This window comes from Phocaeicola coprophilus DSM 18228 = JCM 13818, from assembly GCF_000157915.1.
GTDB lineage: Bacteria > Bacteroidota > Bacteroidia > Bacteroidales > Bacteroidaceae > Phocaeicola > Phocaeicola coprophilus.
The window spans coordinates 186,598-203,016 of record NZ_EQ973635.1 but is presented as its reverse complement, the minus strand read 5'-3'; the positions used below and the strand labels follow the sequence as shown (position 1 = coordinate 203,016).

The window sequence follows — 16,419 nt, the reverse complement described above, 5'->3', positions numbered from 1 at the left end:
AGGCTGTGTCAGATGCAGCCTTTGCTGGAAGGAATTTCGTAATGGTGGATATCCCTTCGGGCAGCCATCCGGATGCTTCGGGCCAGAGCCTTGAAGATGCCTTCAATCTTGTGGTGCTCGTTAGTGCCGCTCGCCTGGATATTCAGGTTCATGGCTGCGGCGTCGCTGAACGACTTGAAGAAATGAAGGAACATTTCGGTCGGCATGTCTCCGATGCGTTCCCGTTTGAATTCAGCATCCCAGACAAGCCATGCACGTCCTCCGAAATCGAGTGCCACCTGGCAGAGACAGTCGTCCATGGGCAGGCAGAAGCCGTATCGTTCGATGCCCCGCTTGTCACCCAGTGCCTTTCGGAGGCAGCTTCCCAGGCAGATGGCCGTATCTTCGATGGTGTGGTGTTCGTCCACTTCCAGATCTCCTTTCGTGTGAATGGTCAGATCCATGCCTCCGTGTTTGCCGATCTGTTCGAGCATGTGGTCGAAGAATCCCAGTCCGGTATGGATGTCGCAGGTTCCGTTTCCGTCCAGATTGACGCGGATATAGATGTCTGTTTCCCTGGTAGTCCGGCGTTCTTCCGCAATCCGTTCTCCGGCAAAGAGGAATTCAGCCACGCGGTCCCAGTCGCGGGTGGCCAGCACGCATACATCCTCCAGATCCTTTTCCTTCAGCAGATCCTTGTTGTCCTGCAGGAGGATGGCCTTGCAGCCCAGGTTCCGGGCCAGTTCCACGTCGGTTGCCCGGTCGCCAATCACAAAGCTGGCACTCAGGTCGTATTCCGGATTGTTGAGGTAGTCGGTCAGCATGCCCGTGCGCGGTTTCCGGGTCGGCGCGTTGTCCTCGGGGAAGCTCCGGTCGATCAGCACCCGGTCGAAAGTAATGCCTTCGTTTTCCAGACTCTTCATGATCAGGTTGTGCACGGGCCAGAAGTCTGTTTCGGGAAAAGACGGAGTCCCCAGTCCATCCTGATTGGTCACCATGACAAACTCGAAGTCCAGTTTATGCCGGATGAAGTAGAGATTGCGGAACACCTTCGGATAGAATTCCAGTTTTTCGAAGGCATCCAGCTGATAGTCTATGGGCGGTTCGATGACAAGTGTTCCGTCGCGGTCGATGAATAAGACTTTTTTCATAGGCGTTGTTCTAGGCTTTATATTCTCTCAATGCTTCCAGCAGGGCGTTGTTTTCCGGCCGCGTTCCGATGGTGATTCGCAGACAGTCGTGACAGAGGCTGACGTGTGTACGGTTGCGCACGATGATTCCCTGATGAACCAAGTAATTATAGATGGCATTGGCGTCCGTTACCCGCGTCAGGAAGAAATTGGCATCCGTAGGGAAGATGGTCTGGCAGCAAGGCAGTTTCCGGAATTCTTCCATCATGCGGGTACGTTCTTCCTGCAGGGATTTGATCCATTGCAGCACTTGCGGATGCTTGTACAGCATATGGATGGCTTCCTGCTGGGTAAGGCGGTTGACGTTGTAGGGATATTTGATCTTGTTCATCAGTCCGATGATTTCGGGGCTGGCAAAGGCCATGCCCAGTCGGATTGCTGCACATCCCCAGGCTTTGGAAAAAGTCTGAAGCACGATCAGATTGGGAAACTCGTCCAGCCGGGACAGGAAAGACGGAGCCTCGGAAAAGTCTGCATAGGCTTCGTCGACGATGACAATTCCCTGGAACTGCCGGAGCAGTGTCAGGATTTCCTCGTGGCTCAGATCGTTGCCGGTCGGGTTGTTGGGCGAACAGAGAAACATCAGTTTGGTCTGCTCGTCGGCTGCAGCCAGCAGGTCTGCTGCCCTGAACTGGAAATGCTCGTCAAGCTTTACTTTACGGTATTCCACATCGTTGATGTCGGCACAAACCTGATACATGCCGTAAGTCGGGTCGATGGCTACCACATTGTCTGTTCCCGGACGGCAGAAGATGCGGTAGACCAGGTCAATGCCTTCATCGCTTCCGTTACCCAGGAAGATCTGTTCCTCACGCACTCCTTTAATCGGTGCGATCAGGGCTTTCAGCTCATTCTGCAACGGATCCGGATAACGGTTGTTGGGATTGTTATAAGGATTTTCGTTGGCGTCCAGAAACACGGAAGCCTCAATGCCTTTGTATTCATCGCGTGCAGATGAATACGGCTTCAGGGCGAGGATGTTCGGACGCACCAGTTCTTGCAAGTCTTTCATGATTTATTTTTTGTCTGTTAAACGTACGGTAATCGCATTCTTGTGTGCATCCAAATATTCATTGGCAGCCATGATCTCAATAGCCGGGCCGATGGTACGGATTCCTTCCTGAGTTACTTCCTGGAAAGTGATCTTCCGGATAAAGCTGTCCAGACTTACACCGCTGTAAGCGCGGGCATAACCGTTGGTCGGAAGCGTGTGGTTCGTGCCTGATGCATAGTCGCCTGCACTTTCGGGAGAGTAGGAACCCAGAAATACGGATCCTGCATTGACTACCTTTTCTGCGAGTTCTGCGTAGTCTCTGGTTTCGATGATCAGGTGTTCTGGAGCGTAACGGTTCACCATTTGCAGAGCTTCTTCCGTGTTCTTCACCAGAATCAGTTTGCTGTGATCCAGTGAACAGGAAGCTATTTCCTTGCGCGGGAGTGCCTGCAGCTGGCGTTCCACTTCCTGAGCCGTTTGTTCCAACAGGCTTTCGGAAGTTGTGATCAGCAGAGACTGGCTGTCTCTTCCGTGCTCTGCCTGTGAAAGAAGGTCGGCGGCAACGAAAGTGGGATTTGCCGTTTCATCTGCCAGAACGGCTACTTCCGACGGTCCTGCCGGCATGTCGATAGCCACGTCCCGGAGTGAAACCTGCTGCTTGGCGGCGGTGACATACTGGTTGCCCGGTCCGAAAATCTTGTAGACTTTGGGAACGGTTGTGGTGCCGTAAGCCATGGCACCGATAGCCTGTACACCTCCGATCTTGAATACCCGGGTTACTCCCGCTACCTTGGCTGCATACAGAATGGCAGGATGAATTTTGCCTTCTCTGTCGGGAGGTGTGCAAAGGATAATTTCCTTGCATCCGGCAATCTGTGCCGGTGTAGCCAGCATCAGTACCGTAGAAAACAGGGGAGCCATGCCGCCCGGTATATAGAGTCCCACCTTCTCAATGGCTACGGCTTTCTGCCAGCAGGTTACTCCAGGCAGTGTCGTTACCTTTTTGGTTTCAAAGCGTTGTGCGGAATGGAAAGTCTTGATGTTATTCAAAGCCAGCAGGATGGCTGCCTTCAGTTCGATGCTGGTCAGCTTTTCAGCCTCGTCAAATTCTTCGGGCGTTACCTGAAGATTGTCCAGACGGACTTTGTCAAACTGTTCTTCGCAGTCACGTACGGCCTTGTCGCCTTCCGTGCGGACGCGGTTCAGAATTTCGCGTACCGTCTCGTTCAGGTCTTCTGAATTTAAGGTCGGACGTTTCAGTAATGCATCCCATTCGTCGGGATTGGGGTATCGGATGATGTTCATAGTTGTATGGAATAAGGTAAATGTCAGATAATCATTTTTTCGATGGGAAGAACCAATATGCCTTGTGCACCGATGGCCTTCAGCTTTCCGATAATGTCCCAGAAGCGTTTCTGGTCGAGCACCGTATGAATGCTGCTCCATCCTTCGGTGGCCAGCGGCATGATGGTCGGGCTTTTGATACCGGGCAATACTTCCAGAATGGCATCGATCTTGTCGGTCGGTACGTTCATCAGCACGTATTTCTTTTCTTCAGCTGCCTGTACGGCCTGTATGCGGAAGATCAGTTCGTTCAGGATTTCCTGCTTCTCTTCGCTGAGCTGCTTGTTGGCAATGAGCAGGGCTTCGCTTTTCATCACCACTTCCACTTCTTTCAGGTTGTTGCTGATGAGGGTAGATCCGGAACTTACGATATCGAAGATTGCATCGGCCAGTCCGATTCCCGGAGCAATTTCCACCGATCCGGTAATGACGTGGATATCTGCCTTGATCTGGTTCTTTTCGAGATAGCTTTGCAGGATGCCCGGATAGGACGTAGCTATTTTCTTTCCGTTGAACCATTCCGGTCCGTTGTATTCTGTTTCTTTTGGGATGGCCAGTGAGAGGCGGCATTTGCTGAATCCCAGGCGGTAGGCGATGTCGGCTTCTTCAGCCCGTTCTACGAATTCATTTTCACCTACGATTCCCAGATCGGCCACTCCGCTGGCAACGCATTGCGGGATATCGTCGTCACGCAGGAACAACACCTCTACCGGAAAGTTGGAGGACTGGGTGAGCAACGTACGTTTCGAAGTGGACAGCTTGATGTCTGCTTCGGCGAGAAGAGTCATTGTGTCTTCGAACAGACGACCTTTGGATTGTACAGCGATTCTTAGCATAGTATGAAATTTTAAATGTAAAAAAAGAGGCTTACCGTCAATATATAACAGCAAGCCTCTTGTATCAGTTAACTACACGCGTCGTCAGCCTACCGTTCATTCGTTAGGTAATGATGATGGTGGTGATGATGTGTAGCTGTAAAAATCATGGTTCTTTTTTCTTTTAGTTTCCACAAAAGTAGAGACTACAAATTAAAAATCCAAATATTTTTTAGGAAAAAACTTCGTAATCCACACATGCGCGGTCTTCCTTGGCCTCTTTCAGGATTCCGGCTGCAGCCAGATGATCGGGGTGCTGGGCATAGAAGCTGACGTCTTTCAGGCTGTCGAATTCACTTTCCAGACAGATGTCCCACTTTTCATCGGCATTACAGTTAAGACCGACAAAGATCTTCCGGATGACACTTATCTTGGAGGGCAGGGCCTCGATGGCTGCTTTGAAACGGTTCATGATGTCTAGTTTTTCCTCCTGAGGGAGACTTTCTTTCAATTTGAATAAAACAATGTGCTTGACCATAGTTGTTTTTTTTATGAATTATCGTATTTTTGTATAACATTGCAAATGTATAATTAATAATTGAAATATGCTATGATTATCATCGGAATTGCAGGAGGTACAGGCTCCGGAAAAACAACTGTAGTGAGAAAGATTGTAGAGAGTCTGTCGAAAGATGAAGTGGTAATCCTTCCTTTGGATTCATACTATAAGGACAGCAGCCATGTCCCTGTGGAAAAGCGTCAGGACATTAACTTTGACCATCCGAATGCATTCGACTGGGAACTGCTTTCGCAGCACATCGAGATGTTGCGTCGCGGAGAGGCGATCGAACAGCCGGTTTATTCTTTCCTGACCTGTACCCGTCAGCCGGAAACTGTCCATGTAGAGCCGCGCAAGGTGGTGATTATTGAAGGGATTCTGGCTTTGAGCGACCGGAAACTGTGTGAACTGATGGACTTGCGTATTTTTGTGGATGCTGATCCGGACGAACGCCTGATTCGGGTGATCCAGCGGGATGTCGTGGAACGCGGACGGACGGCCGAAGCGGTGATGGAACGTTATGTAAAGGTGCTTAAGCCCATGCACCTGGAATTTATAGAGCCTGCCAAACGCATTGCCGACCTGATCATTCCTCAGGGAGGTCATAACCGGAAGGCCATTGAAATCCTGAAAATGTATATTGAGAAGATCGTCGGCCGATGAAGTGGGGGAGGTTATGCTGTCTGTGTCTGCTGATAGGCTGTCTGCTGGCCTGCCATTCCGGTTCGAATCATTCGGAAGAAACGGGTGAGGAGAATGATTTGCCGCAAATCATTGACCGGGGAGAGCTGGTGGTACTGACGGTCAACGGTTCCACTTCCTATTTCAATTATCGGGGTGAACCGATGGGATTCCAGTATGAACTGGCTCAGCAGTTCGCGGCTTCATTGGGCGTCAAGCTGAAATTGAAGGTCGTGAAAAACACGGAAGAACTGGTCCGTCAGCTTCTGAATGGCGAAGGAGACCTGATCGCCTATAATCTGCCGGTGACGAATGCCCTGAAAGACAGTGTGATTTATTGCGGCGAGGCCAATATCACTCATCAGGTGGTGGTGCAGCGGAAAGGGAAGGATGCCTTGAAGAATGTTACCCAGCTGGTGGGCAAGGAGGTATATGTACAGCCCGGAAAGTATCAGGAACGTCTGATCAACCTGGACAAAGAACTGGGAGGAGGCATACAGATCCATACGATTGCTGCTGACAGTATTTCGGCGGAAGAACTGATTTCCTGGGTGGCAGAAGGCAAGATTGACTATACCGTTTCTACGGATGAACTCGCGAAGATCAACCGTACCTATTACCCGAACCTGAATATAGGGCTGGCCATCAGTTTCGACCAGCGTGCTTCATGGGCTGTCCGGAAGTCTTCACCCCTGCTGGCACAGGCTGCGGACAAATGGCACAAGGAGAATATCAACTCGCCGGAATTTAAGGCCAGCGCCAAACGATACTTTGAACTTAACAAGCATGTTCCGCATGGCACGATTCTGTCTTTAAAGGATGGACGCATTTCACATTTCGATCAGCTATTCCGGACTTATGCCAAAGAAATCGGATGGGACTGGCGTCTGCTTGCGTCGTTGGCTTACGTGGAATCAAACTTTGATCCGAAAGCTGTGTCGTGGGCCGGAGCAAAAGGACTGATGCAGTTGATGCCGGCTACGGCCCGTTCTTTCGGAGTTCCGGCCGGAAAAGAACAGGATCCTGAAGAAAGTGTCAAAGCAGCGGTTAAGTATATTGCGGCCTTGCAGCAGTCTTTCGGAAAGGTAAAAGACAAGGACGAGCAGGTGAAGTTTGTTCTGGCTGCCTATAATGCGGGAGTCGGTCACGTGACTGATGCGATGGCTTTGTCAGAGAAATATGGCCGGAGCAGCACGGTCTGGGAGCATCATGTGGCACACTATATGCTTCTGAAAAGCAATGAGGAATTTTATCAGGATCCGGTATGTAAGAACGGTTATTTCCGTGGGACGGAAACCTATAATTTTGTCAAGCGGGTGATTGCTCTGGCAGATGATTACCGGAAAAAGATAAAATAAGGGCAGGTTATTTGAACATATTGATAATCTTGTTCAGATTGACGGGATCGATTACACCGCTCTGCCGCCATACCTGCTTCCCGTTCTTAAAAAGAATCAGCGTGGGTATAGTCTGAATGAAAAAATGGGAGGCTACGGAGGGATTCTTGTCTATATCAACCTTGATGACGTGCATAGCTTCTCCTTGCAGGTCTTTAATCTTTTTCAAGACCTTGACCATTGTCTGACAAGGCGCGCACCATTCTGCATGAAAGTCCACAAGCACAGGCTCAGGTGAAGAGATCAGTTCATCAAAGGTTTCCATAACTCCCAAATGTTATAGTTTTTACTTATTTTCTAGTTATAACATTTGGGAGGTTATTTTTGTTCAGGTTATTTTTTACTTATAAATATGGAAAATGCGGGTCATCATTTTCCATTTTTCATTCGACGTGTCTTCGGGCGAACATTTCTGGAAGCGCGAAACGAAAGCTTCCCATTCAGCCTGCCGGGGAAGCGTTGCCAGCCGTTCCATGGCTGTGTCCCAGTCAAAGTCAAGAGGAGTTTCCACAATCATGAAGAGTCGTTCCTCCAGCTGGTAAAGTTCCATTTCCAGAATGCCGATGGTGTGGAAGCCTTCCAATATTTCCGGCCACATTTCTGATTCACTGTGGTATATCTGATAAGTTCTGATGAGTTCAGGATCATTTTTCAGATCGAGAGTCTGACAATACCGTTTGGTGGGTTGTCCGAAATTACGGGTGGGGTATCCTTGTGTCATTTTCGGGAGATTAAGTGGTTAAACAATCAGACACAGATCTCCGGGAAGCAGAATGTCCTCCATGAAATCTGTGTCTGTCTATATAAAAGGATTGGAAATTATTTCTTCAGGTTCGGAGTGTAGCGTGCATTCAGACCGTCTACAATTTCCTGAGTGATATCGAAAGCTTTGTCTGCATACAACAGGTTATCGAAACCGCTGTTGCTGATGATCAGGCTGTATCCCTTAGTCTTGTTGTAGATTTTCAGGAAAGAATTGATGGAGTCTCTCAGCTGCAGGCTGTTCTTCTGGTTTTCATCGGCCAGTTCTTTGCTGAGTTTTTCCTGCAACTGTTGCAGTTCCTGCTGCTGTTTCATCAGGCGGGCCTGCTGTTGCTGTGCGCTTTCCTGACTTACAAAGCCGTTGTTTTCATATTTTCTCTGGAAGTCTCTCATGGCTGCATCCAGAGCTTTTGCCTTTTCGTTCAGGGTCGTACGGATATTTTCTTCTTTCTGGATCATCAGTTCGTTCAAGTCATTCCAGAAACGGTATTTAGTCAGTAATGAGTCAATTTCCACATAAGCGATTTTCATGCCTTCCACACTTCCTCCTGCAGCAGGAGCAGCCGGGGCGGGAGTTGTGTTCTTATTTTCTGTACACTGAGTGAACAGGAATACGATAGCCAGTGCTAACAGACCTTTCAAGATGTTTTTTGCTTTTTTCATAATCAATGTAATAAGTATCATTTTTGTTAGTTATTCGTTTCTTCGGCCAGACTTCTCCGTTCGGGGATTGCGTGCGGGTTGTCTTTCTGTGCTTCCCGGTCTTGTGACTGAACGCATCCGATGCCTCTTTTGCGCATGGCTTTGCTTCCGCTGACATGGGTATTCGGGAAACGGCCATTCTTCTTAAAAAGAATTTTCACGGATAATAGTGCTATGCAGATAGCAACTATTAACATTGTTATAAGGATAATCTTGAGCATTTCTATTAATTTTGTGCTGCAAATATATAGTTTTTGTCACTATGTCTGTTGGCTTTGGCCTTGAAAAAAGTATTTATACAGCTTTAAACCCTGTATTTAACTTATTTTTGCGAAATAAAGAACGGATTATTTACTTCAACGAATGAATTTGTATGGAAAAAAAGGATTTGAAACCAGCATCGGTGTTTCACTATTTTGAAGAGGTTTGTCAGGTTCCCCGTCCTTCCAAGAAGGAAGAAAAAATCAGAACTTATCTGGTAAACTTTGCGGTATCTCATGGTCTGGAATATCAGATGGATGAGGCAGGAAATGTTCTGATCAGAAAAGCTGCCTTCCCGGGTAAGGAAAATCTGAAGAAAGTAGTTTTGCAGTCACACATGGATATGGTGTGTGAGAAGAATCGCGATACAGTACATGATTTTGAAAAAGATCCGATAGAAACTTATGTAGACGGTGAATGGCTGAAGGCGAAAGGTACGACACTGGGAGCCGACAATGGTATCGGTGTAGCTACTCAGCTGGCAGTACTGGCTGACAAGGATATGGTACATGGACCGCTGGAATGTTTGTTCACTGTGGATGAAGAGACAGGACTGACCGGTGCTTTTGCCTTGAAGGAGGAATTCATGAGCGGAGATATCCTGATCAACCTGGATTCGGAAGATGAAGGCGAGCTCTTTATCGGATGTGCCGGTGGAGCAGGTACGACTGCCACTTTCCCCTGTCCGATGGTAAAGGCTCCGGAAGGATATTTCTTTTTCCGTGTAGCTGTCAAAGGTCTGACCGGAGGACATTCAGGAGATGATATCAATAAAAACCGGGCTAATGCAAACAAGCTGCTGAACCGCTATCTGATGCAGCTGATGGATCGGTATGACCTTCACTTGTGTGAGATTGACGGAGGAAATCTGCATAATGCCATTCCCCGTGAAGCACATGCGGTCTGTGCTGTGCCGATGAAGGATAAGGAATCTGTACGGGTGGATCTGAATGTTTTCCTGGCTGAAGTGGAAAACGAATACGCTGTTACGGAACCGAATCTGACCATGGAGCTGGAATCGGAAACAGCCTGTGCGGAAGTGATGGACAAAGAAGCCATGAAGCGTTTCCTCCATTCCATCTATGCGGTACACAATGGAGTGTATGCCATGAGTCAGGATATCCCGGGACTGGTGGAAACTTCTTCCAACCTGGCTTCCATCAAGCAGCGTGACGGAAAGATTGTAGTAGTAACCAGTCAGCGCAGTTCCATTCTTTCTTCACGGAAAGATATGTCACAGATGGTTCGTTCAGCTTTCATTCTGGGTGGAGCTGACGTGGAAACCGGAGACGGTTATCCGGGCTGGAAACCGAATCCTTCTTCCGAAATCCTGAATGTGGCAGTGGAAAGCTACAAGCGTCTGTTCGGTACCGAGCCGAAGGTGAAAGCTATTCATGCCGGACTGGAATGCGGTCTGTTCCTTGAAAAGTATCCTTCACTGGATATGGTTTCATTCGGACCGACCTTGCGCGGTGTGCATTCTCCTGACGAACGGATGCTGATACCGACCGTAGAAAAATTCTGGAATCATCTGCTGGATGTACTGGCACATATACCGGAGAACGCATGATCAGCCTGAAAACTTTTTTAAGCGGGTTGGCGCTTTTCTGTGCGCTAGCCCCTTCCCAGGCTCAGGACAAGTTCCGGGTGATGGAATATAATGTGGAGAATCTGTTTGACTGCAGCCATGACTCCCTGAAGAACGATTATGAGTTTCAGCCGGACAGCCCAAGAGGATGGACGAAGGCCCGCTATTATGACAAGCTGGCTAAAATAGCCAAAGTGATCCTGGCGGCGGGAGACAAGCAGGTTCCTGATCTGGTGGGATTGTGCGAAGTGGAGAACGAACACTGCGTACAGGATCTGGTGAAGAACTCTCCTTTGCGTGATGCCGGCTATGACTTTGCCATTACCCAGTCTCCGGACGAACGGGGTATTGACGTGGTATTGCTGTATCAGCCTGCCACGTTTCGTCATCTGTCTACCCATGCCATCGGCATTCCCAGCAAGGAGATTGACCGCCGGCCTACCCGTGACATTCTGCATGTGTCCGGACGGATTGTGACCGGAGATACGCTGGATGTATTTGTCTGTCACATGCCATCCCGTTCAGGCGGCGAGAAGCAGAGTGAACCTTATCGTCTTTTCACGGCAGGTTATCTAAGACGGGCTGCAGACTCTGTGATGGCAGTTCGTCAGCATCCCAATGTGATCGTAATGGGAGACTTCAACGATTATCCTTCCAACCGTTCCATTGCAGAAGTAATCGGAGCCGTCAGACCGGGCGATCAGATAGAGAAGACCCGCCTGTATAATCTGATGGACGGCAAGGAAGGCGGAACTTATCGTTATCGCGGAGAGTGGGGAACACTCGATCAGATGATGGTAAGCGGCTATCTGCTGGAAGGTAACGAACGTATCCGTGCCAAATATGAAGATGCACAGATCCTGAAATTTCCTTTCCTGCTCGAAGAAGACGACCGGTATGGGGGCGAGTCACCGTCGCGTACATACTGGGGAAAGAAATATCATGGAGGATACAGTGACCATTTGCCGGTGTTGCTGGAACTGGAACTGAAGGAAGAATAAGAACCTGAATTCCTGAAATCAGATAAGAGGGCGATGAAGTTTCGAAAGATATTTCATCGCCCTTTTTGGGTGAATAACGATCCGGCAGATATATAGTCTCGTCAGAATTTTACTGCCGTTTGTCGCACATATTATCTTTCTGTAAGATTAAATCATTGGTATTTAGTCTGTTATTCTGTCGCTCAAGTTTGTATTCCTTGTCTGCCCGTTTTGCAGATTCCTCCCTAACTTTGCCTTAAACTTTAAATAAAAGATATCATGAAGAAAAACTTTTATGCAGCTATGCTGGGAGCAGGTCTGTTATTGACCGGGTGTCAGAATCAGCCATCGGCCCGTCATCTGTGGGTAGCCGATGTGCGCGAAGCAATCCGTACGGAAACTCCGGTTTCCTTAAAAGAAGATGTGGCGTCTGTTTCTTATGTTCCTCTTGAAACAACGGATTCCTGCCTGATCAGTAATGTAAGCAATCTGGTTATGGATGATGAATTTATTTTTGTAGAGAACGGAAAGACCCAGCAAATCTTTCAGTTTACCCGTGAGGGGAAGTTTGTACGCCAGCTGGGCAGAGCCGGAAACGGGCCGGGGGAATATGCTCCATATGCCATTGAAAGCATGACACTCGATTCTTCCCGGCGTGAAGTCTATCTGAATGCCCGTCAGCTTCCGGCTTGGGTATATAGCTACGACGGAACCTTTTTGCGGCGGGATACGCTGGTTTCACAGGCAGTCGGATACCGTTTCTTTCTGGATCGGGAACATGTTGTTCTGGGAGGCGCGCCGGTTACTCCTTTCGCACAGTCGCCCTGGCTCGTGGCTCTTGCCAATGAGAAGCAGGAAATATCTGCCTGGAAAGATCCTTTTTCTCCGTCTCTCGGTCAGGAGGTACGCTATATGCAGGAAATTCAGTTTATGCCTTATTCAGCTTCCGTTGTAGCCTATACTCCCTGCAATGATACTTTGTTCCGGGTTACTTCCGGAGGAATCTCGCCGGCTGTTGTGCTGGATCGCCGGAACGGGAAAGAATATTATGAGCAGATTGCAGACATCAATTACATGCAAACCGGAGGAGCATCTCTGGCTGGAGCTCTGGATCTGTATGGATTTCTGGAAACAGACCGCTGTTTCTTTTTCCGGATCATGAGAGGAGAAGATGGACGCTTCTATATTCTTCGTCTGGACAAAGAGAGCCGGAAGCTCAGTTCTACACCTGTCAATGAAACTTTTCAGGAGATGTCGTATGGACTCGGTGACGGAAATATTGCCGGACTGGACAATGATGTGGACGGAGGAATTCCTTTCTGGCCCTGTTATGTATACGGTGATCAGGTACGTGTGCAGGTCGTGAATACAACCTTACTGGAAGAGTTGAGGGAACAGGGATATCTGCAACATGCTCCGGAGGCTTTACAGACTGGTCCGGATCAGAATCCGGTGGTTATTATCTATACATTCCGCTGACCGGATTCGTATATTTCAAAGGAAGAACGTATTTTTGTGAAGGTAATTGAAAAATAACTTGAATGAAAATTCTTATATCTGTTTCCCTCTGGCTGGTGGCGTCTGCCTGTTTCTTCGTTTCATGTCACAAAGAGCAGTCCGTACCGCAACTGGCCTGGGGAAAATATTATGTCTGGTCGGACCCGGATTCTGCCTGTCAGGTGCTGCGTTCCATCGCTTTTCCCGAAAAGCTTTCTCCGGAAGATTATGCCCGATACGCCTTATTGACGGTGCAGGCCACCTGTCGCAGTGGGAGAACCTTGCCACCGGATTCGCTGGTAGAGGCAGCCTGTATATATAATAAGGTGTATGGATCGGCGGATGATAAGGCACTGGCCTGTTTTTATAAAGGGTATGTCTATGAGAACCAGGGGAAGGAAGAGGAAGCTTTGTTAAACTACAAGCAGGCAGAGGAAGCTTCGGCGTCCGGTGATGACCGGCGTACGCGTTTTCTGATTTATACGGCATTGGGAAACCTGATGGCCCGCCATTCCGGTTATGAATCGGCTATCGGTTATTTCAGAAAGGCATTGGACCTGAAGCTTTCTCTTCAGGCCTGGAATGAAGTAAAGGCAGACTGGATTCTGATTCCTCCTTCGATGCAGGTGAAAGGTTCTGATGCCTATCGGGAAGAAAAGCGCCTGATGTATGAAACATTGTCGGATGTGATTGAACGGATGGACTTTGCATCTCAGGAAAAGATTTATTATCGGTCGGCCCTGAAAGCCATGGATGACTATCGTTGGCCGGAAGCAACCGATTTCTTGCTTCTGGCAATGGACCGGACTGTTACGAAGGAAGACCGGCATCTTTATGAACTGACTTTGGCAGAGGTTTGTCTTCAGACGGGAAACCCTGTAAGGGCAGACAGCCTCCTTCGGGAGGTTGCAAAAAGTTCGTTCCCTTTCATGCGGGCCAAAGCTTTCCGGAAAATGGCAGAGACTTTGCAGGCGGAAGGAAAAACGGCAGAGGCACTTCTCCAGATGCAGCATTATGCAGAGGCAATGGAACTGACGGTCACATCGGATACCCGTGCTGATCTGCTGGAGATAGAGAAACGGTATGACTGTTCGGCTTTGGAACGTCAGAATGATGCTTTCCGGAATCGTTGGGCACTGACAGTTCTGCTGACGGTTGCCGTTTTGTCTTCACTGGCATTACTTGTCTTTCTCGGCTGGTCTTTCTTCCGGAAACAGCGAATGGAACTGCTGAAGCGTTCCAGACATGAAGTAGCCTGCCTGCAACAGCAGATAGACTCCTTGCAGGAGCAGATTGACGATAATCAGGGGGAAGCCCGTACGTTTCAGGAGAAGCTGATGGCACTTGAGGCTGAAAAGAAAAGTAAAGAGATACGCATCCGTCAGTTGGAAACGACTTTCCGTTCAAAACATATTTCGCTCTCCGTGGAAGCAATTGAAGCGGCTCAGGTTTATTTGCAGGTTGTGTCCCGAAAGACACCGGCATATCATCCTTCTTCGGACCGTTCGGCTCTGGAGCACTGGATGAACCTTTCCCTTGATTGCTGGGCCGAACGCCTGGCAATCCGTTATCCCTCACTGACCAATGGCGAAAAGGACATCTGTTATTTGTGCCGGCTGGGACTTGGGTTTGATGAGATGGCCTTGTTGCTGGGAGTGCAGTCCCGTTCCGTAGAACGGACTGTCTATCGGATTTGCAGGAAGATGGGACTTTCTCAGGGAAGTAAGGAGGAATTTCGTTCCCGTATCTTCATGGTGAATTAAAAAGAATGTTTATTTTTGCCCTGCTATTATAAAGTGAGATTGTATGAAAAACAACCCGATGAAGTTTCCACCTTTGATATTTTTCCTGATCATTCTGTTGTCAGCCTGTTCTCCATCGTCCGGATATTTGCTGGAAGAGGCCGAACGGACAAGCCGGATATCGCTGGACAGCTGCGATTATTATCTGATGCAGATCGAACATCCCGAACGCATGGATGCTTCCGGGCGGGCCCGATATTGCTATCTGAAAGCCCAGCTGAACTTTAATACAGGCAGATCGGCTTTGCTGGATTCACTGATACAGGCTGGTCAGGAGGCTTGTCGGGAAGCAGACAATCAGCGCCTGATGAAATCATTAAAGATGATGGAGATCCGGATTGCGCTTTGGAAAAACCAGTTTGACTCAGTGTTGTCGATGTCAGATACATTCCAGAAGGAATATCCGGCCTTGTCGGATACGCTTCTCGTTCAGATTTATTCATTCAGACGGGAAGCCTATATTCAGAAAAAGGAAGATTCACTGGCCCTGCAGATGGCTGATCAGGCTATCGCCTTAGCCTTTGATACGATATCTAAAGTCCGTACAGCCTGTTATCGCATTTCCCTGTTGTCGAAAAACGGATATAAGGAACAGGCAGAAGAGGAATACAGGCATCTGTTTGCTTCTTTACCGGAAGACGAGGATTACTCCTGGCTCCGGCACGAGGTGGTGATGTTCCGGATGTCCTGGCTGGAGAATGAGAAACGCTGGAAAGAAGCCTTGCAGGCCAGCCAGTATCTTCGTATTCCCAACCGGGATGGAGCGGCAGTACGGTTGTACCTTCGGGGAAAGTCGTATGAGTCTGTAATGGCTCTGGACTCAGCTTACCATTATTTTCAGCTGGCATCGCAGAGTCTTTCAACTGATGTATCCCGGATGGCATCCCAAATCCTGCTCGACCGTTTCCAGAAATTCCAACTGCCAGAAAACTTATATTGGCAAAGTGAACGGTTGCGTCATCAGGAGGAAGATGCCCGGAGGGGACTGAATTTTACGAAATCGGCTGAAGAGTTCCGACGTGTCCGTGTGGAAAATGAACTTTATCTGGTAAGGATGAAACGTCAGCAACAATTGATCTGGCTGATGAGTGGTCTTTTGGTGGCTTCCCTGCTTGCAGGCGGATTGATGATCGGTTATCTGCGGGAGAAGCGTCGCCGGATGCTGACTGACGAACGGCTTCGGAATGAACAGATCGAAGAGGAAACCCGTAAGTTGCGCTATGAAAATGCACTCCTTCAGAAAGAAACGGAGTTGACTACGCTGAGAGAGCAGGAAGCACAGCAACAGGTTAAGGTGGCCGATTTGCGTGCGGCGCTGTTCCGAAAACTGTCGGTCTATGGGAAACTGCCTTCCTTAGCGCAGAAAAGTGAGAAGGATCCTTCTGCACGTATCACGCTCAGCGAAGAGGAGTGGGGAGAAATCCAGCAGACCGTCAATGAAGCTTTCGACGGTTTTACAAAAAGGTTGGCTGAGGCCTATCCGTTGATGACGGAGAAGGATCTCCGTTTCTGCTGTCTGGTTAAATTAAATGTCAATATGAAAGACCTTTCTGACATTTACTGTGTAAGTAAAGCTGCAATATCCAAACGCAAATTCCGTATCAAGACCGAGAAGATGAATGTGACAGATGAACAGCTCAGTCTGGATGATTTTTTACGTTCTTTTTAGCAGATGTCCATCATACAGGGATAATGGCTCCTCTGTATCTTTTTGATAATCAATAAAAACAAGGTTTGTCTGTAACGGGGAAATGTCCAATATGTTTTAGGGAATAATTGAAGGGGAGTATCTAACTTTGTGCTGTTGAAGAAAGCAAAAGTCAAAAAATATAATGCTAACCTTATTAATGACAAACTAAAATAATAGG

Annotated in this window: 16 protein-coding genes; 7 read left to right on the top strand and 9 right to left on the bottom strand. The window is 48.4% G+C overall.

Going from position 1 to position 16,419, the window contains the following annotated elements; genetic code table 11:
• Window positions 1–8 precede the first annotated feature (8 nt).
• The 5 genes from hisB to BACCOPRO_RS05440 form a co-directional block, all read right to left on the bottom strand.
• The gene (hisB, locus tag BACCOPRO_RS05460; RefSeq protein WP_008141695.1) at window positions 9–1,130 is read right to left on the bottom strand and encodes a bifunctional histidinol-phosphatase/imidazoleglycerol-phosphate dehydratase HisB; all 1,122 of its coding nucleotides are present in this window, start codon (window positions 1,128–1,130) and stop codon (window positions 9–11) included.
• Window positions 1,131–1,140: 10 nt separating this feature from the next.
• Window positions 1,141–2,181 carry a histidinol-phosphate transaminase gene (hisC, locus tag BACCOPRO_RS05455; RefSeq protein ID WP_008141694.1) on the bottom strand — a complete coding sequence of 347 codons (1,041 nt, stop codon included), beginning with the start codon at window positions 2,179–2,181 and terminating at the stop codon, window positions 1,141–1,143.
• Window positions 2,182–2,184: 3 nt separating this feature from the next.
• Window positions 2,185–3,468 (bottom strand): histidinol dehydrogenase, encoded by a 1,284-nt coding sequence (gene hisD / locus BACCOPRO_RS05450; RefSeq protein WP_008141693.1) that lies wholly within the window; start codon window positions 3,466–3,468, stop codon window positions 2,185–2,187.
• A 23-nt stretch (window positions 3,469–3,491) separates the two neighbouring features.
• Window positions 3,492–4,343, bottom strand: a complete 852-nt coding sequence (gene hisG / locus BACCOPRO_RS05445; RefSeq protein WP_008141692.1) for an ATP phosphoribosyltransferase — start codon at window positions 4,341–4,343, stop codon at window positions 3,492–3,494.
• A gap of 211 nt (window positions 4,344–4,554) precedes the next feature.
• Window positions 4,555–4,860, bottom strand: a complete 306-nt coding sequence (locus BACCOPRO_RS05440) for a Dabb family protein (protein ID WP_008141691.1) — start codon at window positions 4,858–4,860, stop codon at window positions 4,555–4,557.
• A 72-nt stretch (window positions 4,861–4,932) separates the two neighbouring features.
• On the opposite strand from BACCOPRO_RS05440, the gene udk reads away from it, so the two are divergent.
• Complete coding sequence (gene udk, locus BACCOPRO_RS05435) at window positions 4,933–5,544, top strand: uridine kinase (protein ID WP_008141689.1); 612 nt, start codon at window positions 4,933–4,935, stop codon at window positions 5,542–5,544.
• Window positions 5,541–6,920 carry an MltF family protein gene (locus BACCOPRO_RS05430; protein ID WP_008141687.1) on the top strand — a complete coding sequence of 460 codons (1,380 nt, stop codon included), beginning with the start codon at window positions 5,541–5,543 and terminating at the stop codon, window positions 6,918–6,920. The genes udk and BACCOPRO_RS05430 overlap by 4 nt, the downstream gene beginning before the upstream one ends.
• A 7-nt stretch (window positions 6,921–6,927) precedes the next feature.
• Here BACCOPRO_RS05430 and BACCOPRO_RS05425 read toward each other — a convergent pair whose 3' ends face one another.
• The 4 genes from BACCOPRO_RS05425 to BACCOPRO_RS05410 all read right to left on the bottom strand — a co-directional run bounded on the left by BACCOPRO_RS05425 (window position 6,928) and on the right by BACCOPRO_RS05410 (window position 8,644).
• Complete coding sequence (locus BACCOPRO_RS05425; RefSeq protein WP_008141686.1) at window positions 6,928–7,224, bottom strand: thioredoxin family protein; 297 nt, start codon at window positions 7,222–7,224, stop codon at window positions 6,928–6,930.
• 75 nt (window positions 7,225–7,299) lie between these two features.
• On the bottom strand, window positions 7,300–7,680 hold the full coding sequence (locus BACCOPRO_RS05420) for an L-rhamnose mutarotase (protein ID WP_008141685.1): 381 nt from the start codon (window positions 7,678–7,680) through the stop codon (window positions 7,300–7,302).
• Between the two features lie 98 nt (window positions 7,681–7,778).
• A complete protein-coding gene (locus BACCOPRO_RS05415) occupies window positions 7,779–8,384 on the bottom strand; it encodes an OmpH family outer membrane protein (RefSeq protein ID WP_040311238.1) in 606 nt (201 codons plus the stop codon).
• A 26-nt stretch (window positions 8,385–8,410) separates the two neighbouring features.
• Window positions 8,411–8,644 carry a hypothetical protein gene (locus tag BACCOPRO_RS05410; RefSeq protein ID WP_008141683.1) on the bottom strand — a complete coding sequence of 78 codons (234 nt, stop codon included), beginning with the start codon at window positions 8,642–8,644 and terminating at the stop codon, window positions 8,411–8,413.
• 152 nt (window positions 8,645–8,796) lie between these two features.
• Here BACCOPRO_RS05410 and BACCOPRO_RS05405 point away from each other — a divergent pair, with 152 nt between their 5' ends.
• The 5 genes from BACCOPRO_RS05405 to BACCOPRO_RS05385 all read left to right on the top strand — a co-directional run bounded on the left by BACCOPRO_RS05405 (window position 8,797) and on the right by BACCOPRO_RS05385 (window position 16,220).
• Window positions 8,797–10,254, top strand: coding sequence for an aminoacyl-histidine dipeptidase (locus BACCOPRO_RS05405; protein WP_008141681.1), 1,458 nt, complete (start codon window positions 8,797–8,799; stop codon window positions 10,252–10,254).
• Window positions 10,255–10,259: 5 nt separating this feature from the next.
• A complete protein-coding gene (locus BACCOPRO_RS05400) occupies window positions 10,260–11,273 on the top strand; it encodes an endonuclease/exonuclease/phosphatase family protein (protein WP_040311237.1) in 1,014 nt (337 codons plus the stop codon).
• A gap of 258 nt (window positions 11,274–11,531) precedes the next feature.
• Window positions 11,532–12,731 (top strand): DUF4934 domain-containing protein, encoded by a 1,200-nt coding sequence (locus BACCOPRO_RS17440; protein WP_008141679.1) that lies wholly within the window; start codon window positions 11,532–11,534, stop codon window positions 12,729–12,731.
• A gap of 62 nt (window positions 12,732–12,793) precedes the next feature.
• Window positions 12,794–14,512 carry a hypothetical protein gene (locus BACCOPRO_RS05390; RefSeq protein WP_008141677.1) on the top strand — a complete coding sequence of 573 codons (1,719 nt, stop codon included), beginning with the start codon at window positions 12,794–12,796 and terminating at the stop codon, window positions 14,510–14,512.
• A 43-nt stretch (window positions 14,513–14,555) separates the two neighbouring features.
• A complete protein-coding gene (locus tag BACCOPRO_RS05385) occupies window positions 14,556–16,220 on the top strand; it encodes a hypothetical protein (protein ID WP_008141675.1) in 1,665 nt (554 codons plus the stop codon).
• Window positions 16,221–16,419: the final 199 nt, after the last annotated feature.